At 59.2% G+C, this 14,873-nt stretch carries 17 protein-coding genes; all 17 read right to left on the reverse strand.

What is annotated here, in order from left to right:
- Positions 1-6: 6 nt before the first annotated feature.
- The 17 genes from traU to traD all read right to left on the reverse strand — a co-directional run bounded on the left by traU (position 7) and on the right by traD (position 14,872).
- Positions 7-1,014 (reverse strand): conjugal transfer pilus assembly protein TraU, encoded by a 1,008-nt coding sequence (traU, locus tag AC54AG_RS24885; protein WP_496631950.1) that lies wholly within the window; start codon positions 1,012-1,014, stop codon positions 7-9.
- Positions 1,011-1,703, reverse strand: a complete 693-nt coding sequence (traW, locus tag AC54AG_RS24890; RefSeq protein WP_496631952.1) for a type-F conjugative transfer system protein TraW — start codon at positions 1,701-1,703, stop codon at positions 1,011-1,013. Before traW ends, traU begins: the two co-directional genes overlap by 4 nt.
- A 14-nt stretch (positions 1,704-1,717) precedes the next feature.
- Positions 1,718-2,242, reverse strand: coding sequence for a conjugative transfer signal peptidase TraF (gene traF / locus AC54AG_RS24895; RefSeq protein WP_496631954.1), 525 nt, complete (start codon positions 2,240-2,242; stop codon positions 1,718-1,720).
- A complete protein-coding gene (locus AC54AG_RS24900; protein ID WP_496631956.1) occupies positions 2,239-2,583 on the reverse strand; it encodes a hypothetical protein in 345 nt (114 codons plus the stop codon). The genes traF and AC54AG_RS24900 overlap by 4 nt, the downstream gene beginning before the upstream one ends.
- 5 nt (positions 2,584-2,588) lie before the next feature.
- Complete coding sequence (gene traC / locus AC54AG_RS24905) at positions 2,589-5,156, reverse strand: type IV secretion system protein TraC (protein ID WP_496631958.1); 2,568 nt, start codon at positions 5,154-5,156, stop codon at positions 2,589-2,591.
- Between the two features lie 26 nt (positions 5,157-5,182).
- Complete coding sequence (gene traV, locus AC54AG_RS24910; protein ID WP_496631960.1) at positions 5,183-5,845, reverse strand: type IV conjugative transfer system lipoprotein TraV; 663 nt, start codon at positions 5,843-5,845, stop codon at positions 5,183-5,185.
- Between the two features lie 2 nt (positions 5,846-5,847).
- Positions 5,848-6,624, reverse strand: a complete 777-nt coding sequence (locus AC54AG_RS24915) for a DsbC family protein (protein WP_496631962.1) — start codon at positions 6,622-6,624, stop codon at positions 5,848-5,850.
- A complete protein-coding gene (locus tag AC54AG_RS24920) occupies positions 6,608-7,990 on the reverse strand; it encodes a TraB/TrbI/VirB10 family type IV secretion system protein (protein ID WP_496631964.1) in 1,383 nt (460 codons plus the stop codon). The genes AC54AG_RS24915 and AC54AG_RS24920 overlap by 17 nt, the downstream gene beginning before the upstream one ends.
- A gap of 6 nt (positions 7,991-7,996) precedes the next feature.
- Positions 7,997-8,803: a type-F conjugative transfer system secretin TraK gene (locus tag AC54AG_RS24925; protein WP_496631966.1), complete on the reverse strand. Its 807-nt coding sequence runs from the start codon at positions 8,801-8,803 to the stop codon at positions 7,997-7,999.
- Positions 8,754-9,356, reverse strand: coding sequence for a type IV conjugative transfer system protein TraE (gene traE / locus AC54AG_RS24930; protein ID WP_496631968.1), 603 nt, complete (start codon positions 9,354-9,356; stop codon positions 8,754-8,756). The genes AC54AG_RS24925 and traE overlap by 50 nt, the downstream gene beginning before the upstream one ends.
- Positions 9,357-9,372: 16 nt before the next feature.
- Complete coding sequence (traL, locus tag AC54AG_RS24935; RefSeq protein ID WP_092804423.1) at positions 9,373-9,672, reverse strand: type IV conjugative transfer system protein TraL; 300 nt, start codon at positions 9,670-9,672, stop codon at positions 9,373-9,375.
- 44 nt (positions 9,673-9,716) lie between these two features.
- Positions 9,717-10,097 carry a hypothetical protein gene (locus tag AC54AG_RS24940; RefSeq protein WP_251373924.1) on the reverse strand — a complete coding sequence of 127 codons (381 nt, stop codon included), beginning with the start codon at positions 10,095-10,097 and terminating at the stop codon, positions 9,717-9,719.
- A gap of 171 nt (positions 10,098-10,268) precedes the next feature.
- Positions 10,269-10,838 carry an OmpA family protein gene (locus AC54AG_RS24945; protein ID WP_496631971.1) on the reverse strand — a complete coding sequence of 190 codons (570 nt, stop codon included), beginning with the start codon at positions 10,836-10,838 and terminating at the stop codon, positions 10,269-10,271.
- Positions 10,839-10,975: 137 nt separating this feature from the next.
- The gene (locus AC54AG_RS24950) at positions 10,976-11,599 is read right to left on the reverse strand and encodes a lytic transglycosylase domain-containing protein (RefSeq protein WP_496631973.1); all 624 of its coding nucleotides are present in this window, start codon (positions 11,597-11,599) and stop codon (positions 10,976-10,978) included.
- 89 nt (positions 11,600-11,688) lie between these two features.
- Positions 11,689-12,195 (reverse strand): hypothetical protein, encoded by a 507-nt coding sequence (locus AC54AG_RS24955; RefSeq protein ID WP_496631975.1) that lies wholly within the window; start codon positions 12,193-12,195, stop codon positions 11,689-11,691.
- Between the two features lie 155 nt (positions 12,196-12,350).
- Positions 12,351-12,965, reverse strand: coding sequence for an IncC plasmid conjugative DNA transfer DtrJ family protein (locus AC54AG_RS24960; protein WP_496631977.1), 615 nt, complete (start codon positions 12,963-12,965; stop codon positions 12,351-12,353).
- Positions 12,959-14,872: a conjugative transfer system coupling protein TraD gene (gene traD / locus AC54AG_RS24965; protein WP_496631979.1), complete on the reverse strand. Its 1,914-nt coding sequence runs from the start codon at positions 14,870-14,872 to the stop codon at positions 12,959-12,961. The genes AC54AG_RS24960 and traD overlap by 7 nt, the downstream gene beginning before the upstream one ends.
- Position 14,873 lies beyond the last annotated feature (1 nt).

Consider the following 14,873-nt stretch of genomic DNA (forward strand, 5'->3'; position numbering starts at 1 on the left):
ATCGGATTAGTAGCCAACACAGCAGTTCCTTTTTCGAAACAACATAAACGCAAAATCTTCGCCTTTCACGGGGTATTCCTTGCCCGCTCCCCAGGCGATGGTGGTGCGACCAAAAGGCTGGCAGCATTTGCCCAGTTCCTTGTCGGTGGCCGGAATGGGATACGTCAGCTGGGATTTGTAGGCCGTCTTGTCCATTTCCGGCAGGAAGTACGGTCCGCACAGCCCTTTATGGCCATGCATGCCCCATGTCAGCAGCTCGCGGTGCATCTTGGCTGTGAGGCGCTGCATCATCAGTTCGGCGGTGCGCACCCCTCCCACGTGGTAGGCCGCGTGGCCATCGAGCGGGAAAAGACCTCCCTGGCAGCCGGCGCACCAGAACAATTCCGGGCGGCCAAATCCCGCCGTGGCGGCAACGCAGTCCGCAGCGCAGGCGGCGACGGCGCCGGGATTGGCGAAGAGGACCGTTTCCGGATTGATAATTAAGGTGAGCTCATCATCGTTCCACAATGGATCGACCTCGGTCATGTAGGCGATATCGAAGGAGCCGGCCTCCAGGCAAGGAAAATCGGCGACCGCCTTGAGCCAGTACATGACCGGATTGACATAAAAATGCGCCTGGTAGAAGGCGTCCTGGGCGCCGCCTGCGTCCGTGGCCCGGGCGGATTCAGGCGCAGGGATGCCCGGATTGAGATCGATGCCACCCAGGGACACCAGGCAGAATGGTTTGCGCACCACTTCCACGTGGCGCACGGGTTCCCAATAGCCGATGGACAGGCCGATCACCGGATTGACTTTGCACGAACAAATCGGACTGGACGGATTGGAGGTGTCTTCCTGGCCGCCCAGGTTGCCCAGGGTGACGCTGCCCAAGGAGATCGGCAGGATGCATGACCAGCAGATATCCGTGATCGGGTTCGGAAAGGCGCCAGTACAGGTACCGACCGGCGCCGCCTGGGCATGGCCTGCCACGATGAGGAGCAGGATCAAACCGATGGTATGTTTTAGTAGGCTCATCTGGCCACCTCAATTTCGTCGATGCGCAGGCGCATGCCTTCCTGGTAGACCATGGCCGGGACATGCCGGATGCCAAAGCGCCCTACTAATCTGCCCTGCTGATCGAAGTAGATCCGCGTTTTCCACTGTTTCATCAGCTCCAGATACGAACCGCCGACGAGTACCGGCTTGATCCGCGCGCCATCGCGCTGAAGCAGGCTGCGCGCCATCCTTGCCTGTGCCGGATCGCGCGCGTCAAAAAACAGCAGCTTTTTCGACATGGACGTGATCGTGAGCGGGTTGGTACGGGTGCCTGCGGGGAACAGGACGTGACCTTGTGCGTCGAGGATGTTCCTGTCGAGCACATAGGTGGGGTCAAAATAAACGGTTCGTGGTGCCTTCGCCGGCGTTAAACCCGCCACCGGCGCCGGGTTGGCCACGGCCGCCCTGCCTTTGGCGATCGCCTGCTCCTGCAGTGCGTGAAGCTGGCCGCTCTTTTCCAGCGCGCGCAGGCGCTGGGCGATCATGTCGAGCAGGTTTTGCTCGGCAATCGGATACGTCGGCCCGATCGCAGCCAGCTCCTCGGCCTTTGTCCGTGCTCCCGTGAGGCTACTGGCCAGCAACAGGATGAAGACGGTATGCTTGGTCAGCTCACCGCATGGCAGGCTGTGAAAACGCTGTGTCGCGGGTGGAGTCTCAAGTAATGGCATGGTTTGCTTTTCCTTCAAAAGATCGGAATGACGACGCCCAGGACCGCATCGGCGCGTACCAGGCCATTGATGCTGTAGCGTGAATCGAAGCTGTCCGGGCTGGTGCCTTGCACATAAAAATACGATGGCGGAATCACCATCTCGGCGATGGGATCGAGCCGGAGATGTTTGACGTTGGTATGGGTCTTGGCAATGCCGACCTCCTCGCCATTGACGAAAACGTGGCGGTCCCGGACGGTCACTTTGTCGCCGGCCACGCCGCGCACGATCTTGAAGAACGGCTGGTGGTGCAGGCCGGGGAAGATGCGGTCCGCCGCCCCTTCGAATGCATAGACGACATAATCACCGCGACGGATGCCCTTCGCCCGGTAGTCGACTACTGCGACCGTGTAGGGCAAGCTGGGGGTCACGTTAAACAGGATAGGCAGGCGCGGGGTGGCATCGATAAACAGACGCACATAGGCGAGTGTCCAGATCACAAGCAGCACCAGGTACAGATACCAGCGTCTGCGCGCATGCCTAAAAAAATCGCGGGTCACAGTTTCACCTTTTTCCTGAGCAATGGAGTGAGATCGATCAGCGTTGTGCGGCTGCCGATCACCGCCGTTTTGTCGACCACCAGGCATGCGCACTCTTGCGGCAATTGCGCCAACGCAGCAGCAAAACGGGGGACGAATCGTTCAGCGTCAGATATCGCCTGCCGTCGCTCTATGTCGGTACGGCTGTTCGTCATGGCTTTAAAGACCTGTTCCTGCTTTGCATTGAAGACGTTCGCCACGTCGACGACCCCGATGACCAGCATCGGCCGCAGCACCAGCCGGTCATATGCCGCAATGCCGATCGCCACGAAGCAGGCCGATACGAAGATGTTGATCAGCATGATTCTCATTGGAGTCCCCTGTCGGCCAGTACCCGGGCGATGGCCTCGTCGATGGAGTAGCCCTGGGCACGCAAGGCATCAATCGGCTTGTTATCGGCGAGTTTGTTCGAGAAAAGCAGCTGTGTGGCGTGATCAATGACCAGGCGTACGACGCCTTCACCGATCGGCGACGAGACATACATTTCCGCAAAGGCGCCGGCCTCGGTGCGTAGCGATTTAAGTAGCCGCTTTTTGGCCGCATCCATCACGATGCGCTTGTTGCTTTCCAGGATTTCAATCGACTCCGGTTTTTGCCGCAGCAAGAACACCCAGTCGGAGCAGTTGAAAGCGGCTGTCATTTGCACCGAACCGTAATAGTCATCGGCACCCTGCGTCGCCGTGCCCAGTGCACCACCGTATTTGCGCGCGCGGCGGGCAGCTTCTTCCACCACGGCGGCCTTGACCGGGTCGTCCGCACCGATCTCGCCAAGCTGTTGCTTGAGTTCATCGATGATCAGGAGCTTCTTGCGATCGCGGTTCAGGTACATCTCGCCGGTGATCTGGTACATCAGCAGGATATTGACGACGGCATGCAGATCTGGCTTGCGTTTGAGCTCTTCGTTTTCGATCACGACGAAGTCATTCGAAAAATCGACGTTATTCTGGCCCTCGAAGAATCGCTCGTATTGCCCGTCTTTCGAGTACGGATTGAGCATGATGGCAAGATCGCGGATGCGGTCATCGCCTTTGATTTCGAGTTCAGCAATACTGCCGGTCTTGAATTCGTCGCGCAAAGCGGTGATCGTCAGATCATTGCCGTACGACTTCCATAGCTTCAGCAGGACCGTTGAAATGGCCTTATATTGCACTTCTTGCAATTGCTGACTCATGGAACACATCTTCGCCAGGGCGGGCAACAGCATATCGATGTCTTCGTGAATGTCATTGACCGCCGTAAACGGGTTCAAAATGATCTTCGAGCGGGGGCTGAACTCGACATGCGTGCCATTGGCTTTCTTGCACAGCTTCTCGAATGAGCGCCCGAGATCCAGCAGGCGCACTTGCGCACCGCCGGATCGGTATGACCAGGCTATCTCGTTGAGGGTGACGGACTTGCCGGAACCTGGGGCGCCGACGACGGCAAAATTGTAGTTACCCAGGTCGTTGTCATACAGGTCCAGCGTCACGAGCTGGCCGCGGCGGCCGGCGAAGATGAGCGTTGGCGTGTCGGTTCCTCGCCATTCCGCCAGCAGGGGCGCGAGATGGATGGCGTTCGCCATGGATTTGCGCGTCACCCGCTTCATCTTCTTCATGTCATTGTGGAATGCGGGCGTCAGGGTCATGGGCAAGCTCGCCAGCAGCGCCTGGCGGTGCATGTACACATCGGCATTGAGTTCAAAGCCGCTGGCACGCCAGATGGCCTTGGCCGCTTCTGCCGCCGCCGTCGCCTCGGCGGGCGGCGAGAAAATGGCCAGCTGGTGGTACATCGAGACGAGGTTGCCGCCGACATCCATGGCATTGGCGACTGCATTCCAGTCTTCCTGCTTCTTCTGCACGTCCGGCATGATGGCGGCCATTTTGCTGCTGGCGTTCTGTGTCGCGCGGATATGGTTCGCCGTAATCAATGTCCGCGTCGTGTTCGTATCGAGGACGTGCACGCCCATGGTGAGCAGGAACGGCGCACGGTACTGCAGTGCCGGTTGCATGGCGTGGCCGATGAGCGCACCCATCTGCCAGAGGGGGAAACGTCCAGGAAACGATTTAATGGAGAAGAAGCGTGCTTCCACCTGCTGCGGCTTGCCTGGCTTCGAAAACCGGATGCCTTCGTTGGTCGGCTCCTGGACGGTATCGAAGTCCACGATCTGATCCCGCAGTTCCCTTCCCTCATCGTAGTTTATCCGTGGGATGAAACCATCTGTGAGCCGGTGTGGATTGGTGAACAGTGCGCACCAGTTGATTAAGTCGGCCGCTTCGCATACTTTGCTGGGTAAAGAGGCGGCGTCAAGGGTGCTTGCCATTGAGTCACGCAAACTGATGGCCGCTTCGCGCTGGCCGATATCATCGGCGCGTCCATCCGTCGTGACGCTCATCATCAGTCGAAAGTCGCGCAGCGTAAAATGAAATCCCTTCGTCAGGGATTTTTGGCTTCCGGCCAGCAGATGTTGCACGCGCTGGCGCGCCAGCTGGCGATATAGATTGCTGTTCCGGGCCGGTCGGCCCCACTGCTGCGAGTTTTCATACTGATCCTCGTCTTCCATGCGCATGTTGGCATATTGGATCAGCGGGGCGCGGATGTCTGGCGAGCCAAACAGGTGAAATTGCACACCCGTGTTGGCGGGACAGTTGGTATACAGGCTTTGCAGCACTTCCACCATGCGCTCATCAGCGCCACCCTGGGGCATGAGTTCGAGCATGAAACCAAGCTGGTGATGGCGATTGATGAACAGCTGCTCGCTGTCGACATAGGGACCGTATGGTAGCCAGCTGGCAAACTGATCCTTGGCAAACTCCTCGCCTCGGCTTAATCCAAACAGATCCCAGATGCCAGCGCCGATCCCTTCACCAGCTTTTTCAGGCATAAAAAACTTGAGCATAGTTGTCCTCTCTGCATCCAACACCGCTATGGGTTTGTTGCCGGCGCTTGAGACGGCGCGCCTTCTGGAGCCGTCGTGACGGCCCCGATGGGAGGATCGGTAAGCGCTCCCGCTGGCGGTGAGGTTGGCCGTGTTTCGGCACCGGAATTTGCCGGTCCGGAGGGAGATGCCGTCCCCGGAGATGACGCCTGCTGAGGTGTGGGCGGTTTCAGGGGCGCATAGGCATCACGGATCTGCCGCTGGGCATGGGCAATCTGCCACCGGCCTGGGTCTGTCTGCAGGTAGACAAAGGACTGATCGTGGAGATCATGGTCGCTGTCCTCCCACGGTTTGATCCAGAGCCGCATGACACGCGGCGGCGAGCGCAGTGCGGCGGGCTCGAACGCAGGCGGTCCCTGCATGGAACTGGCGCTGGAGGCCGCTTTGGCCATCGTGTACATGCTGCGCGGGGCTGCGCGTGGTGTTCCTTTTGTGGAAACCCCTTTGGCCGCCGCGCCGCCGCCCGATGTCAACGAGTTGTAGTAATTGCCGGATACGGAATTGCACTGCACGCCTTCGGGCGCCTTGCAGGCATACTCGGACTTACCGCCCAGACCCGTCATGTCACCGCACCCGGCAAGAAGCGTCAGGCAAACCGCTGCGGCGGACAGGTTTTTGACGCGGAATGAAATCGATGGAATTTGCTGCATGATTACTCCTTGGGGTTCTTACTGGCTTGGCGGCTGGAGCCGGCCTGCGCCAGATGGGCCTCGATCGCGCTGGCATTGATAAAGCCGGTTTCCCGTGCGCCGTCAGTGAAAAAAATGGTTGGCGTACCCTGCACCCCCAATTTGCTGGCCAGGGCTAGGTTGCGGTCGAGCGGATGGGCGCATTGGACAGGTGCGCCCTGCCCGTCCAGCGCGCCGCTGACGGCGCTGCGCCAGGCAGCCAGGCGGTCGGGAGCGCACCAGATGCGCAAAGGTAAAACCTGGTCCTGGAATGGCACCATGAAGTTATAGATGCGCAGGTTGGGGATATTGACCAGTTCAGGTTCGAGCTGGCGGCAATACGGACAATGTGGATCGGTGAAGAGATACAGGACGCGTTCGCCCTTGCCCTGCGTGGTGACGATCGCATCGGCCAACGGCAGCTGGCGTACATCGCTCGCCGCTGCCGTCGGTGCTGCCGGGCTGGCAGCGTTGCTCCGCTGCTGCAGTTTCGGTGCGGTCAGGTCGCGCATGGCGCGCAGGTCGACCAGGCGGCCGAAGATCATGTAGTCAGGGCGGGTATCGGCGACAAAGCCGACGTTCTCTCCCATCCACACCTCGAAGACGTGGGGGATCGGCGTCGCCGTGACCGTATCAAAGGCAGTGCCGGGATAGGATCGCTTCAACGCGGCGAGCAGTGCGTCCTCGGCCGTACTGGCGTGGGAGACAAAAGTGGCCGCGCAGGCAAGTGCGGCGAGACCCAGTCTAGTCGGTATCATCATTGGGAACCTCCATCGTACGCTCGGCAAGGCCGAGCTGATCCTGCCGGTCCGCGTCGCTGCGTGACATGGGCCGCGCGGGAATACGCACGCCACGGGTCAGCACCACGTCCACTTTGCGGCCCGCATGCACCTCGATGACGGGAAACGTCTGTTCGGCCAGCCGGATGTAATAGTTGGCCAGGTTGTTGAGCGCGCTCCCCATGCCGCTGCCAATGCCACGGCGGAACTGGTCGCCGGTGCCGCCGGTCGTCGTCGACAGGGTGCCAAACGGCGAAGTCGTAAATGAGCTGTTACCTTGTGCAAAACCCTGGCCGATGCCGCTGACGATCCCTGCGCGCAGTCCATTGGCCAGCAGCTGCCCCTGTTTGGAAACAAGCGTGCCGCGCAGCCCCAGGTTGCCATCCTCCCCAAAGATGTTGCCCTCGATCTTGACCTCGACCACCGAGCGGTCGTAGCGGATGCAGGAGAGCACGTCAGTGCGCAGGTACGCGCGTTCGGAACTGATGTCGCCATAGCCGGAAGCAACCACAAAGCACTCCTTGACGTCCGCACGGAACTGATTCGGCAGGATAGCGGCGGCTGAAATCTTGATGAGTGCCGGCAGCGGATTGCTTTGGGCCTGGCCGCCTGTCGGCGCATCGATCCCGCCGAGCAGTTCTCCCGGCAGGATGCCGACTGGGAGGAAGTCGTCCAGCGTGTTTACTGGTTTCACCACATTGCCCCCGGCCTCCTTGGCGGCCCCGGTGTTCCCGCTGGAGTCTGTCGCGGCGCCCAGAGACACGCGGATCATGGGGGCGGGCGTCTCCGGTGGCTCGTTTGGCCGCAGTACGCCGGTGTTGCCACTGGCTGCGTCGGTGGCGGGTGGGCCTGGCGGCGCGTTGCCGCCTAGTGGCGTGCCGGGAGGGTACTGCAACGGAGCGGCCACAGGTGGCTGTGGTGTTGGCGGCGTAATGGGCGCAGGCGGCGCTGGTGGGGGCCCTTGTTCTGCCGTGGCGGCGGTTTTTGCTTCCAGATCCGCCAGGCGCTTGAGCAAGGCTGCTTCGACGGCCTTGCGATCGCTGTTAATTTTGTCTTGCGCTTCCTTGTCACTATCATATTGGGCCAGCTTCTTGCCGGCATTGCCGACCCATTGATCTTCTGGCGAGATCTGGCCCGGCACCATCATGCTGGCATCATCCACATTGACGGTGGCACGTTTATCGGTCGACTTGGGAAGCTGCCGGGCGGGGCTGCCGGACTCGGAATAGGCCAGTACCGCCCACAAGACGCCAATGCAGGCTGTCACGATACCGGCGGCGGCCAGGTACTGCTGCTGCCTGGGCGTCAGCCGTGCCGTGCAGGATTTCAATGTTTGCATGATGCGCATGGCGGTTCACTCCCCTGCCCTGATGACATAAACCCGCGTGCTTTCATTCGGACGCAAGTTGAGGTTGTCGATGGCGACCGCCAGGACATCGCCATCGTCGCGGTCAAATTCCTGTTCTGCGAGCACCAGCGGCGCGCCGCTGACATTGCTGAGTACATAGGTCTCGCCGATGAGGCCACGGCCTTCAAACTGGCGGATGAGCTTCATTTCTGCTTCCGCCCACAGCAGGCGCGCTTCGTCGCGCTCTTCCATCCGGACGTCGTCGGGCACCTGCTCGGAAGCCATGAACATCAGCATCGATTTCAGGGAGCGGATGAATGTGGCGGACCTCGCTGGCGCCGCACCGACGGCATTGGCTGCCCTGGCCTGGCGCCTGGCCGCCTTGTCCGAGATCACGATGGTGTCTGCGGGAACCTCCGCGCGGTTCAGGCGCAAGGTGTAGGTGGCCATGGCGGAAGAAATAAACAGGTTGATCGGCTTGGCAGCAGTGCCCACCGGCTGAATATAGATCTCGCCTTTGGCCAGGTCGCAGGCAAGCGACAGCTGGCCGCCGGGATTGACGGCCGTGCCGGCGCCCGGCGCTACGGGCAGGCTGGCGTCGGCAGGTTTGGACGCACAGTTGCTGCTTGAATAAATGTTGCCGACGACGTCGATGATCTTGCTGCCCTCGATGCGGATGCGCGTCGGTTCATGTGCGGCGATGACCGCCTCGATGGTGGCGCCGTCCCTCACCTCTCTGGTCTGGTCGGCCCAAGCGGGAAGCTCAACGAGCCCCAACAGCAGCCACGCCAATGGCAGTATCCGGTTTTCCATCTTTCAACTCCTTAAAATCTTTCAAATGCACGCGTGCGCCACGGAAGACGAAGTCCGCACGGTAGGTCTTGAGGTTGTCAGAGGTATTGGCCCCGTTCACCTGGGTTTTGAGGTAGCCGGTCATCGTGACCGATTGCGTTTCTTCGTCCGGCACCAGTTGCTGCATCTGGAAATACGTGCTGGCATTGAGCTTCTTCAGTCTTGCCGCCTCCAGATCCTGGCGGGTCTTGATGCTGCCGGCGTTCTCCGGCAGGCACCAGCTGAGCAGCATGTCCTTCTTCCATTCGATCGACTTCGGCGTGACGTCCAGCATCAGGTAGGCGATATAGCCGGACATCTGCACCAGATAGTCGTTGCTGGCCTTGCCGTCCTCGATCCAGAATGTTTTATTGATGGCCGGCGGCACAATGACAGTGCGCTCCGTGCCCACGATGCGGACAATGATGGTCAATGCCAGCATCAGGCAAACAGACAGGATGCCAATGGCCAGGCGCTGGTCAAATACGCGGCGCCGCAGGGCGGCCAGGTCATCCTGATAGGTTTCCAGTTTCACGGTGCTCTCCTTGGTCCTACCCGACCATCTTGCGGATATGCGAAGGCGGGGTCGAGCGCATGGACGTCAGCGGACTGACAGGCAGGTACCAGTACGCCCAGTGCAGGACAAAGGCCGGATGCTTGTCCGCTTTTTTGCGGCTGAGCCAGCGCGACACGGCGACGCCGGCGCAGACCGCGAGGAAAAATCCGAGTTTGCTGCTGGCCAGATAGCCGACAAAGATCGAAAGGAGGACGGGAAAGGCGACATCAAAGTCCCATAGGCCAATCTTCCATTGGTCGTCCAGCCGCCGGGGAATATAGGTATCGGCTTCCATGGCGTCCTCCTTTGCTCAATGTGCGGTGTCTGCGCCAGCCTGGTTCAGATCGTGGCGCCCATGATGGAGCCGCCGATGACCAGCCCGACCGCGCCGAAAATCGCCAAGCCGATGTAGAACAGCACCGGACTGAAGTTGCGCAGGGCGGACAGCGAGATCAGGGCCACCACGAAGCCGATGAAGCCGACCAGTGCTTTAACGCCCGGGGCCAGTGCGGCCAATTGCGTCAGTGCTGCCGTCAGCGGGCCGGTGATGCCGGTGAACGTGACGAGGTCGATGGCGGTAGCGGGGATCGCAGCGAGCAGGCCCAGGGTGATCAGGGTCAGCAGTGCCAGGACCTTTGCAGTAGTGGAGACGCGCAGGCCAAGCGGCCGCTTGCCATGTTGTTTGAAGGGGAGAACGGTGATGTATTGCAGGGTGTTCATGTGCATTCCAATCGTGATCGTGAAGAAAATTGCCTAAAACTGTCTGTGCGGGCGGCGAGGTGATGCGGCACGACGGCGTAGGGGGACCACGGACGGGGCATTGCCACGCGATCTTGCCCGGCCGGCACGCGCCCCGTGCCGAAGTCAGGTTGATCAGGTGAGTTGGGGTTCTCATCTCTGCACCTGCCGAGGTGCGTCGGCGGTGAGGCTGAGCTCTACCCTCCGGTTGTTCTGGCGGCCCGTTTCGGTCGCATTGGCGGCGGCGTAACAGCAAGCGCCGTTGCTTTCCACCTCAAGCTGGACAGCAGGCACGTGCAGATGGCGGCGCAGATAGCGCTCGACCCTGGCTGCGCGCTGGTGTGCGATGGTATCGTTCAGGGCCGGCGTTCCGGTGTTGTCTGTTCTGCCAGCGATACGAATATGGGACGCTGGCTGCACCAGCGTGAGAAATTGCTGCAGAACGTGTTGGGCCGTTCTATCGAGGCGGGAAGAGCCCGGCGCAAAGTACACCGCAAGTTCGGTGACATCGGGCAAATCATGTTCGTTCGCTGCACCGGTTCCCACGGGTGTCCCAGCCATTGTCCGCTGGGTGCTGGCTGCCGCGATCGGGGCTTGCGGCACCTCATCAATGTGCGCTTCCCGTCTTGCCAGCGTCTTGGGCGTGCGCGTAGGACAAGCTGGATCGATACACAGGCCGTAGTTTGCCTGTCTACCGTAGTGAAGCTGGGTGATGTGCTGCATGTGGGACCCAGGCGTGGCTGCGCGAGTAGACAGTCCTGCAGCTTGTGGATGGGTAGGCACATTTTCGCAGGAGGCCATCAGCAAGCTGGCTACAGCCATTCCTGTGGCAGTTAGTGTGGCATGAGCAATAGAGCGTCTCATGTCAACCCCACTACCACCAGCGCAGGCTGCGTTGGGGCGACCGATTCAGCTCGCGCATTTTTCTGAGTCCGGTACTTGGCCTGCGGTGTAGCGCGGCGTACTGCCGGCGGCTTGGTATTGGTCAGAAAGCCGTATACGCGCCAGGCGTAGCGGGTGCGCGTAGCCTGGCATTGGGCCGCATCAAGCTTGGTACACGAGGCGTTGTATGCGCCGATCGCCTCCCAGGTATTGCCGTACCTGTGCAGCTTTTCCACGAGAATGCGGGAACCAGCATGAATGTTTTTACAGGGCTCATACAGTTCTCGCTCGGTCACGCCCAAATTGCGTAGGACTCGTGGATCAGAATTGACACCCATATAACCGATATCCACGGTACCAGTTTGGCGCAGATGGCGGCGATTGACGGCGTTCGGATCCAGTGACGATTCCGCTTGAGCAATCGCATAGAGCAGCGGTGCCGGCACATTGTGGCGAACGGCGGCTTGTTCCCAGCAAGCCCAGGCAGGACCCGGACAAACGACGAGGAGCGCTATGAAGCATGAAAGAGGTCGTTCCATGGCAAGGAGCAGGCATAAACCCGAAAGCGTTGATCCACCCGGCGCGCGCAGGCGCCAGACCATCGAGGGTGCACATCGGGTAAGCCTGGCATCAGCCTGGCAGGGTCACTTCGGGTCGCATATCCGTTGACGGTATGCCTTGCACCTGCCCTTTATGGCAGATGCGATATTGCTCGCTCGGCGATGTTACGCCGTGCCTGTTCAAATATTTTCCCTTGCGCCCCCTCTTCCTGCAGGGCCAGGGCGATGCATGCTGTCGTAAACTGCCCCAAGTCGAATCGAGGATGGGGATGCCGGTTCATTTCTGACTTCTGCAGCGCCAGCAACAATACATACTGGGCACGCCAAATTTCCTCCTGTCGACGCGGCATGCATTGATCGCGCAACACCAACTGGGTATGCAAAAAAGAAAAAATCTGCTTCGCATGTTCGGCCTGCGCGCACACTATCGCAACACACGCACTAATCAGATCGGGATACCGCAACTTTGGCGAACAATTGTGCTGATGGCTGAACAGTTGGTCTAAGTGACGAAATTCCTCCATCCATACCAGCGTCCCGATGGTGTCCTCGCACCGCGTGGATGCGACAGCAGAACGATGGGCAGCGGCCGTGTGAGCAGAAGATGAGGATGGCGTCGAGCGAAATTCAGTATTCATGGCGACTCGAAATCAAAATGGACTGCGTATGACATCATGCTAGCGTATCGCAGCCCCAATGTTTGTCCAAAAAGTCGCGCTTTTTGTGGACTATTTGGATGAACCCAAGCCCCACTCGGCGTGTAGCCACAGTTACTGGACTTCTACCTTCACACTCACGCATACTGCGCCACCATTTGCCCTGCCAGCCACGCGACCACACACAACATGGCGGGCAACAGAAGCGGGGACAGTTGAACAGGAAGCACACACGCTACTGCCATCAGACAAATCAGCAAAATCGCCATGCCCATGGCTGCTGCGAACCACTCCGGGTGCTGCTTGGCAAACTCCAAACGTTTAATACGCCGGCGCACCAAGGCATCCACGATGCAGGCTGTGATCAGCACCAGGAACGGTACCCACCACTGCACGAGGCCTGCCAGTCTGTACAGCGCCAGCATGGTCAGCGTATCGAGCGAGCGGAAATAGCTATTCTGAAACAGCTGCAGACGCACCCGGCCCAGGCTATCGGCGACGGGTTGTGCTACCGGATCGCGCGTCACCTCGTGGATGTTGGCCGATGCCGGTTGAGAGTCCAATGCAGCTTGATACTGAAACATGCGGCTCAACACGCGGCGTGCATACAGATCGCCCCAGCAGTCTGCACTGGCCATATGCTCCGCGCGGATCTGCGCGACAAATCGCTGAGGCGGGAAGGCTGACGGCAGGTACAGCACCAGCATCAGGAGCACGCTCAGCGAAACAATGGCCATCAACCGAATCAACATGCTTCACCCTCCTCCTTCTGATCGCGGCTTACATCGTCCGCGCCCGGGTCAATTAGCGTAAACCGCCCTTTGTAGACATGGCCGCCAGACACTGAGGCGAAGAACTGCAAATTGGGTAATTTACCCAGAATCGATGCCGGTACCAACTCGTTGACTTCCTCGCTCAACTGCGTTGAATCGACTGCCGTAAAATCCGTAAAGTGACCGTCCCTGGCCGTGTTGTGCCCGAATTTCATGCTATGGATGGTGGTCTGGCCCAGCGTTTCATTGATGAACTCCTGAGTGGGCTGATCTTTGGTTCGGAAGGCGATGAGGTTGTTCAAGTTCCCCAATGCCATGCGTGCCGCCTCCTGGCTACCAAGGCGTTTCGCCAGGTCGGCAATCGTCTGCATGGCAGCCGTGGTGTACAGCCCTCCCTCGGCACCTTTATTCAGTATTTCGATTAGTGGTTGATTGATCACGTTCGATAGCTCATCCACAAACAGGGAAATGCGCCGCTCTCCTCCCAGGTTGTAGCGAATTCCTGAACGGGCAGCCAGGTCGGCCAGCGCCATGGCGCCGATTGCCGTTGCAACAGAAGGATCCGGCAACGAGTCCAGACAGAGAAGTAGTACATGTCCCGCGCGCTCGATCTTTTCCAGATTCATGATCGGCCGCTGATCATCCGCATCAAACGGGTCGGGAGACAGGCTTTTTCCAAGATCCCCGGATGTCAACATGGACAAGATCGGTAAGAGATTGGCGGTTATTTTTTGATAATGTTCGCGGTTATGCTGGAATACCCGGACTTGCGAACTGACCACCGGATCACGCCTGGCCTCATGCACATGGTGATCGTAGTAGGTGACATACGCCAAGAGTTCATGGCTCGCGGCCGGTGTCGGCGATTTGATCTGCCCTTTCCGCGCCTTATCGAGCAAGCGCGCCATGTCGGGCGCACTACGCCACTGCATGCCAAGGAGCTGTTCGTAAAAACGCTCAAGTGCCTGTTCCAGGATCGGTTCGACACCTCCTTCAATGTATTGCTTCAGCTTCGCCAAATTCGGACGCTTCTCCAGTTGCACCATCCCTTGCACGACGACATTCACAGCGTCCCAACCAAATGCGCTGAACGTTCCAGCAGTATCGGGTGGCATGATTGACTGAATACGGGAAGCGACTTCGGTAGGTTTTTGCCAATTGAACGTGAAGTCGAGACGAACACCCGTTTCCGGAAAGGCTGGATGAAACCAAAGAAAACTGTCTGGCTCGCGATACAGTTGACAGGCCTTCATGACCAGTCTCTTGAGGCGGCGTGAATTTTTCGGATCAATAATAATGACGACATCGCCACGACGGATAGACTGAAAAATCAACCAGCCAAGGCATACCCCTTTGCCAGACTGTGTAGTTCCGACCACCAATGTACCCCCTTCAAAGTTCTGAAGCGGCCGCATCAACAAGTGCTCTTCCGACTCAACACCATGAATCCAGGGCAAGCCAATCTCTGCGTCTGATTGTGGATTGGGTTGATATCCCAGAGCGCGTATGAGCCAGGGAGAAATGGTCATCGCGCGATAGTCGATCTTGATCAACTCATAAAGCCGCTGAGAGTGTAGTGGCAACCAGATAAAGCCCAAACCGAATACGACCTGTTCAGGATCGCCTGTCCATGTGGTGAGCCGGGAAATTGAAACCATTTCCATCGCGCGGCCAGACAGCGCGGCACGCGTACGTACTACGCGCAAGGCTTGCCGGCAGCGGATCAACGCTATGAGTATTGAACAAAAGATGAGAAGAAAACCCGCACGCGGTGGCAAATGATCGGGTATCAGAAAGTAAAAAATGGCGGCAGCGAGCATCCATGCCAGGGCGGCAACGGCCTCAATGGGACTACGCCATGGCATTTCATACTGTCGCAGCAACATG

Source organism: Janthinobacterium sp. BCJ23, from assembly GCF_059617945.1.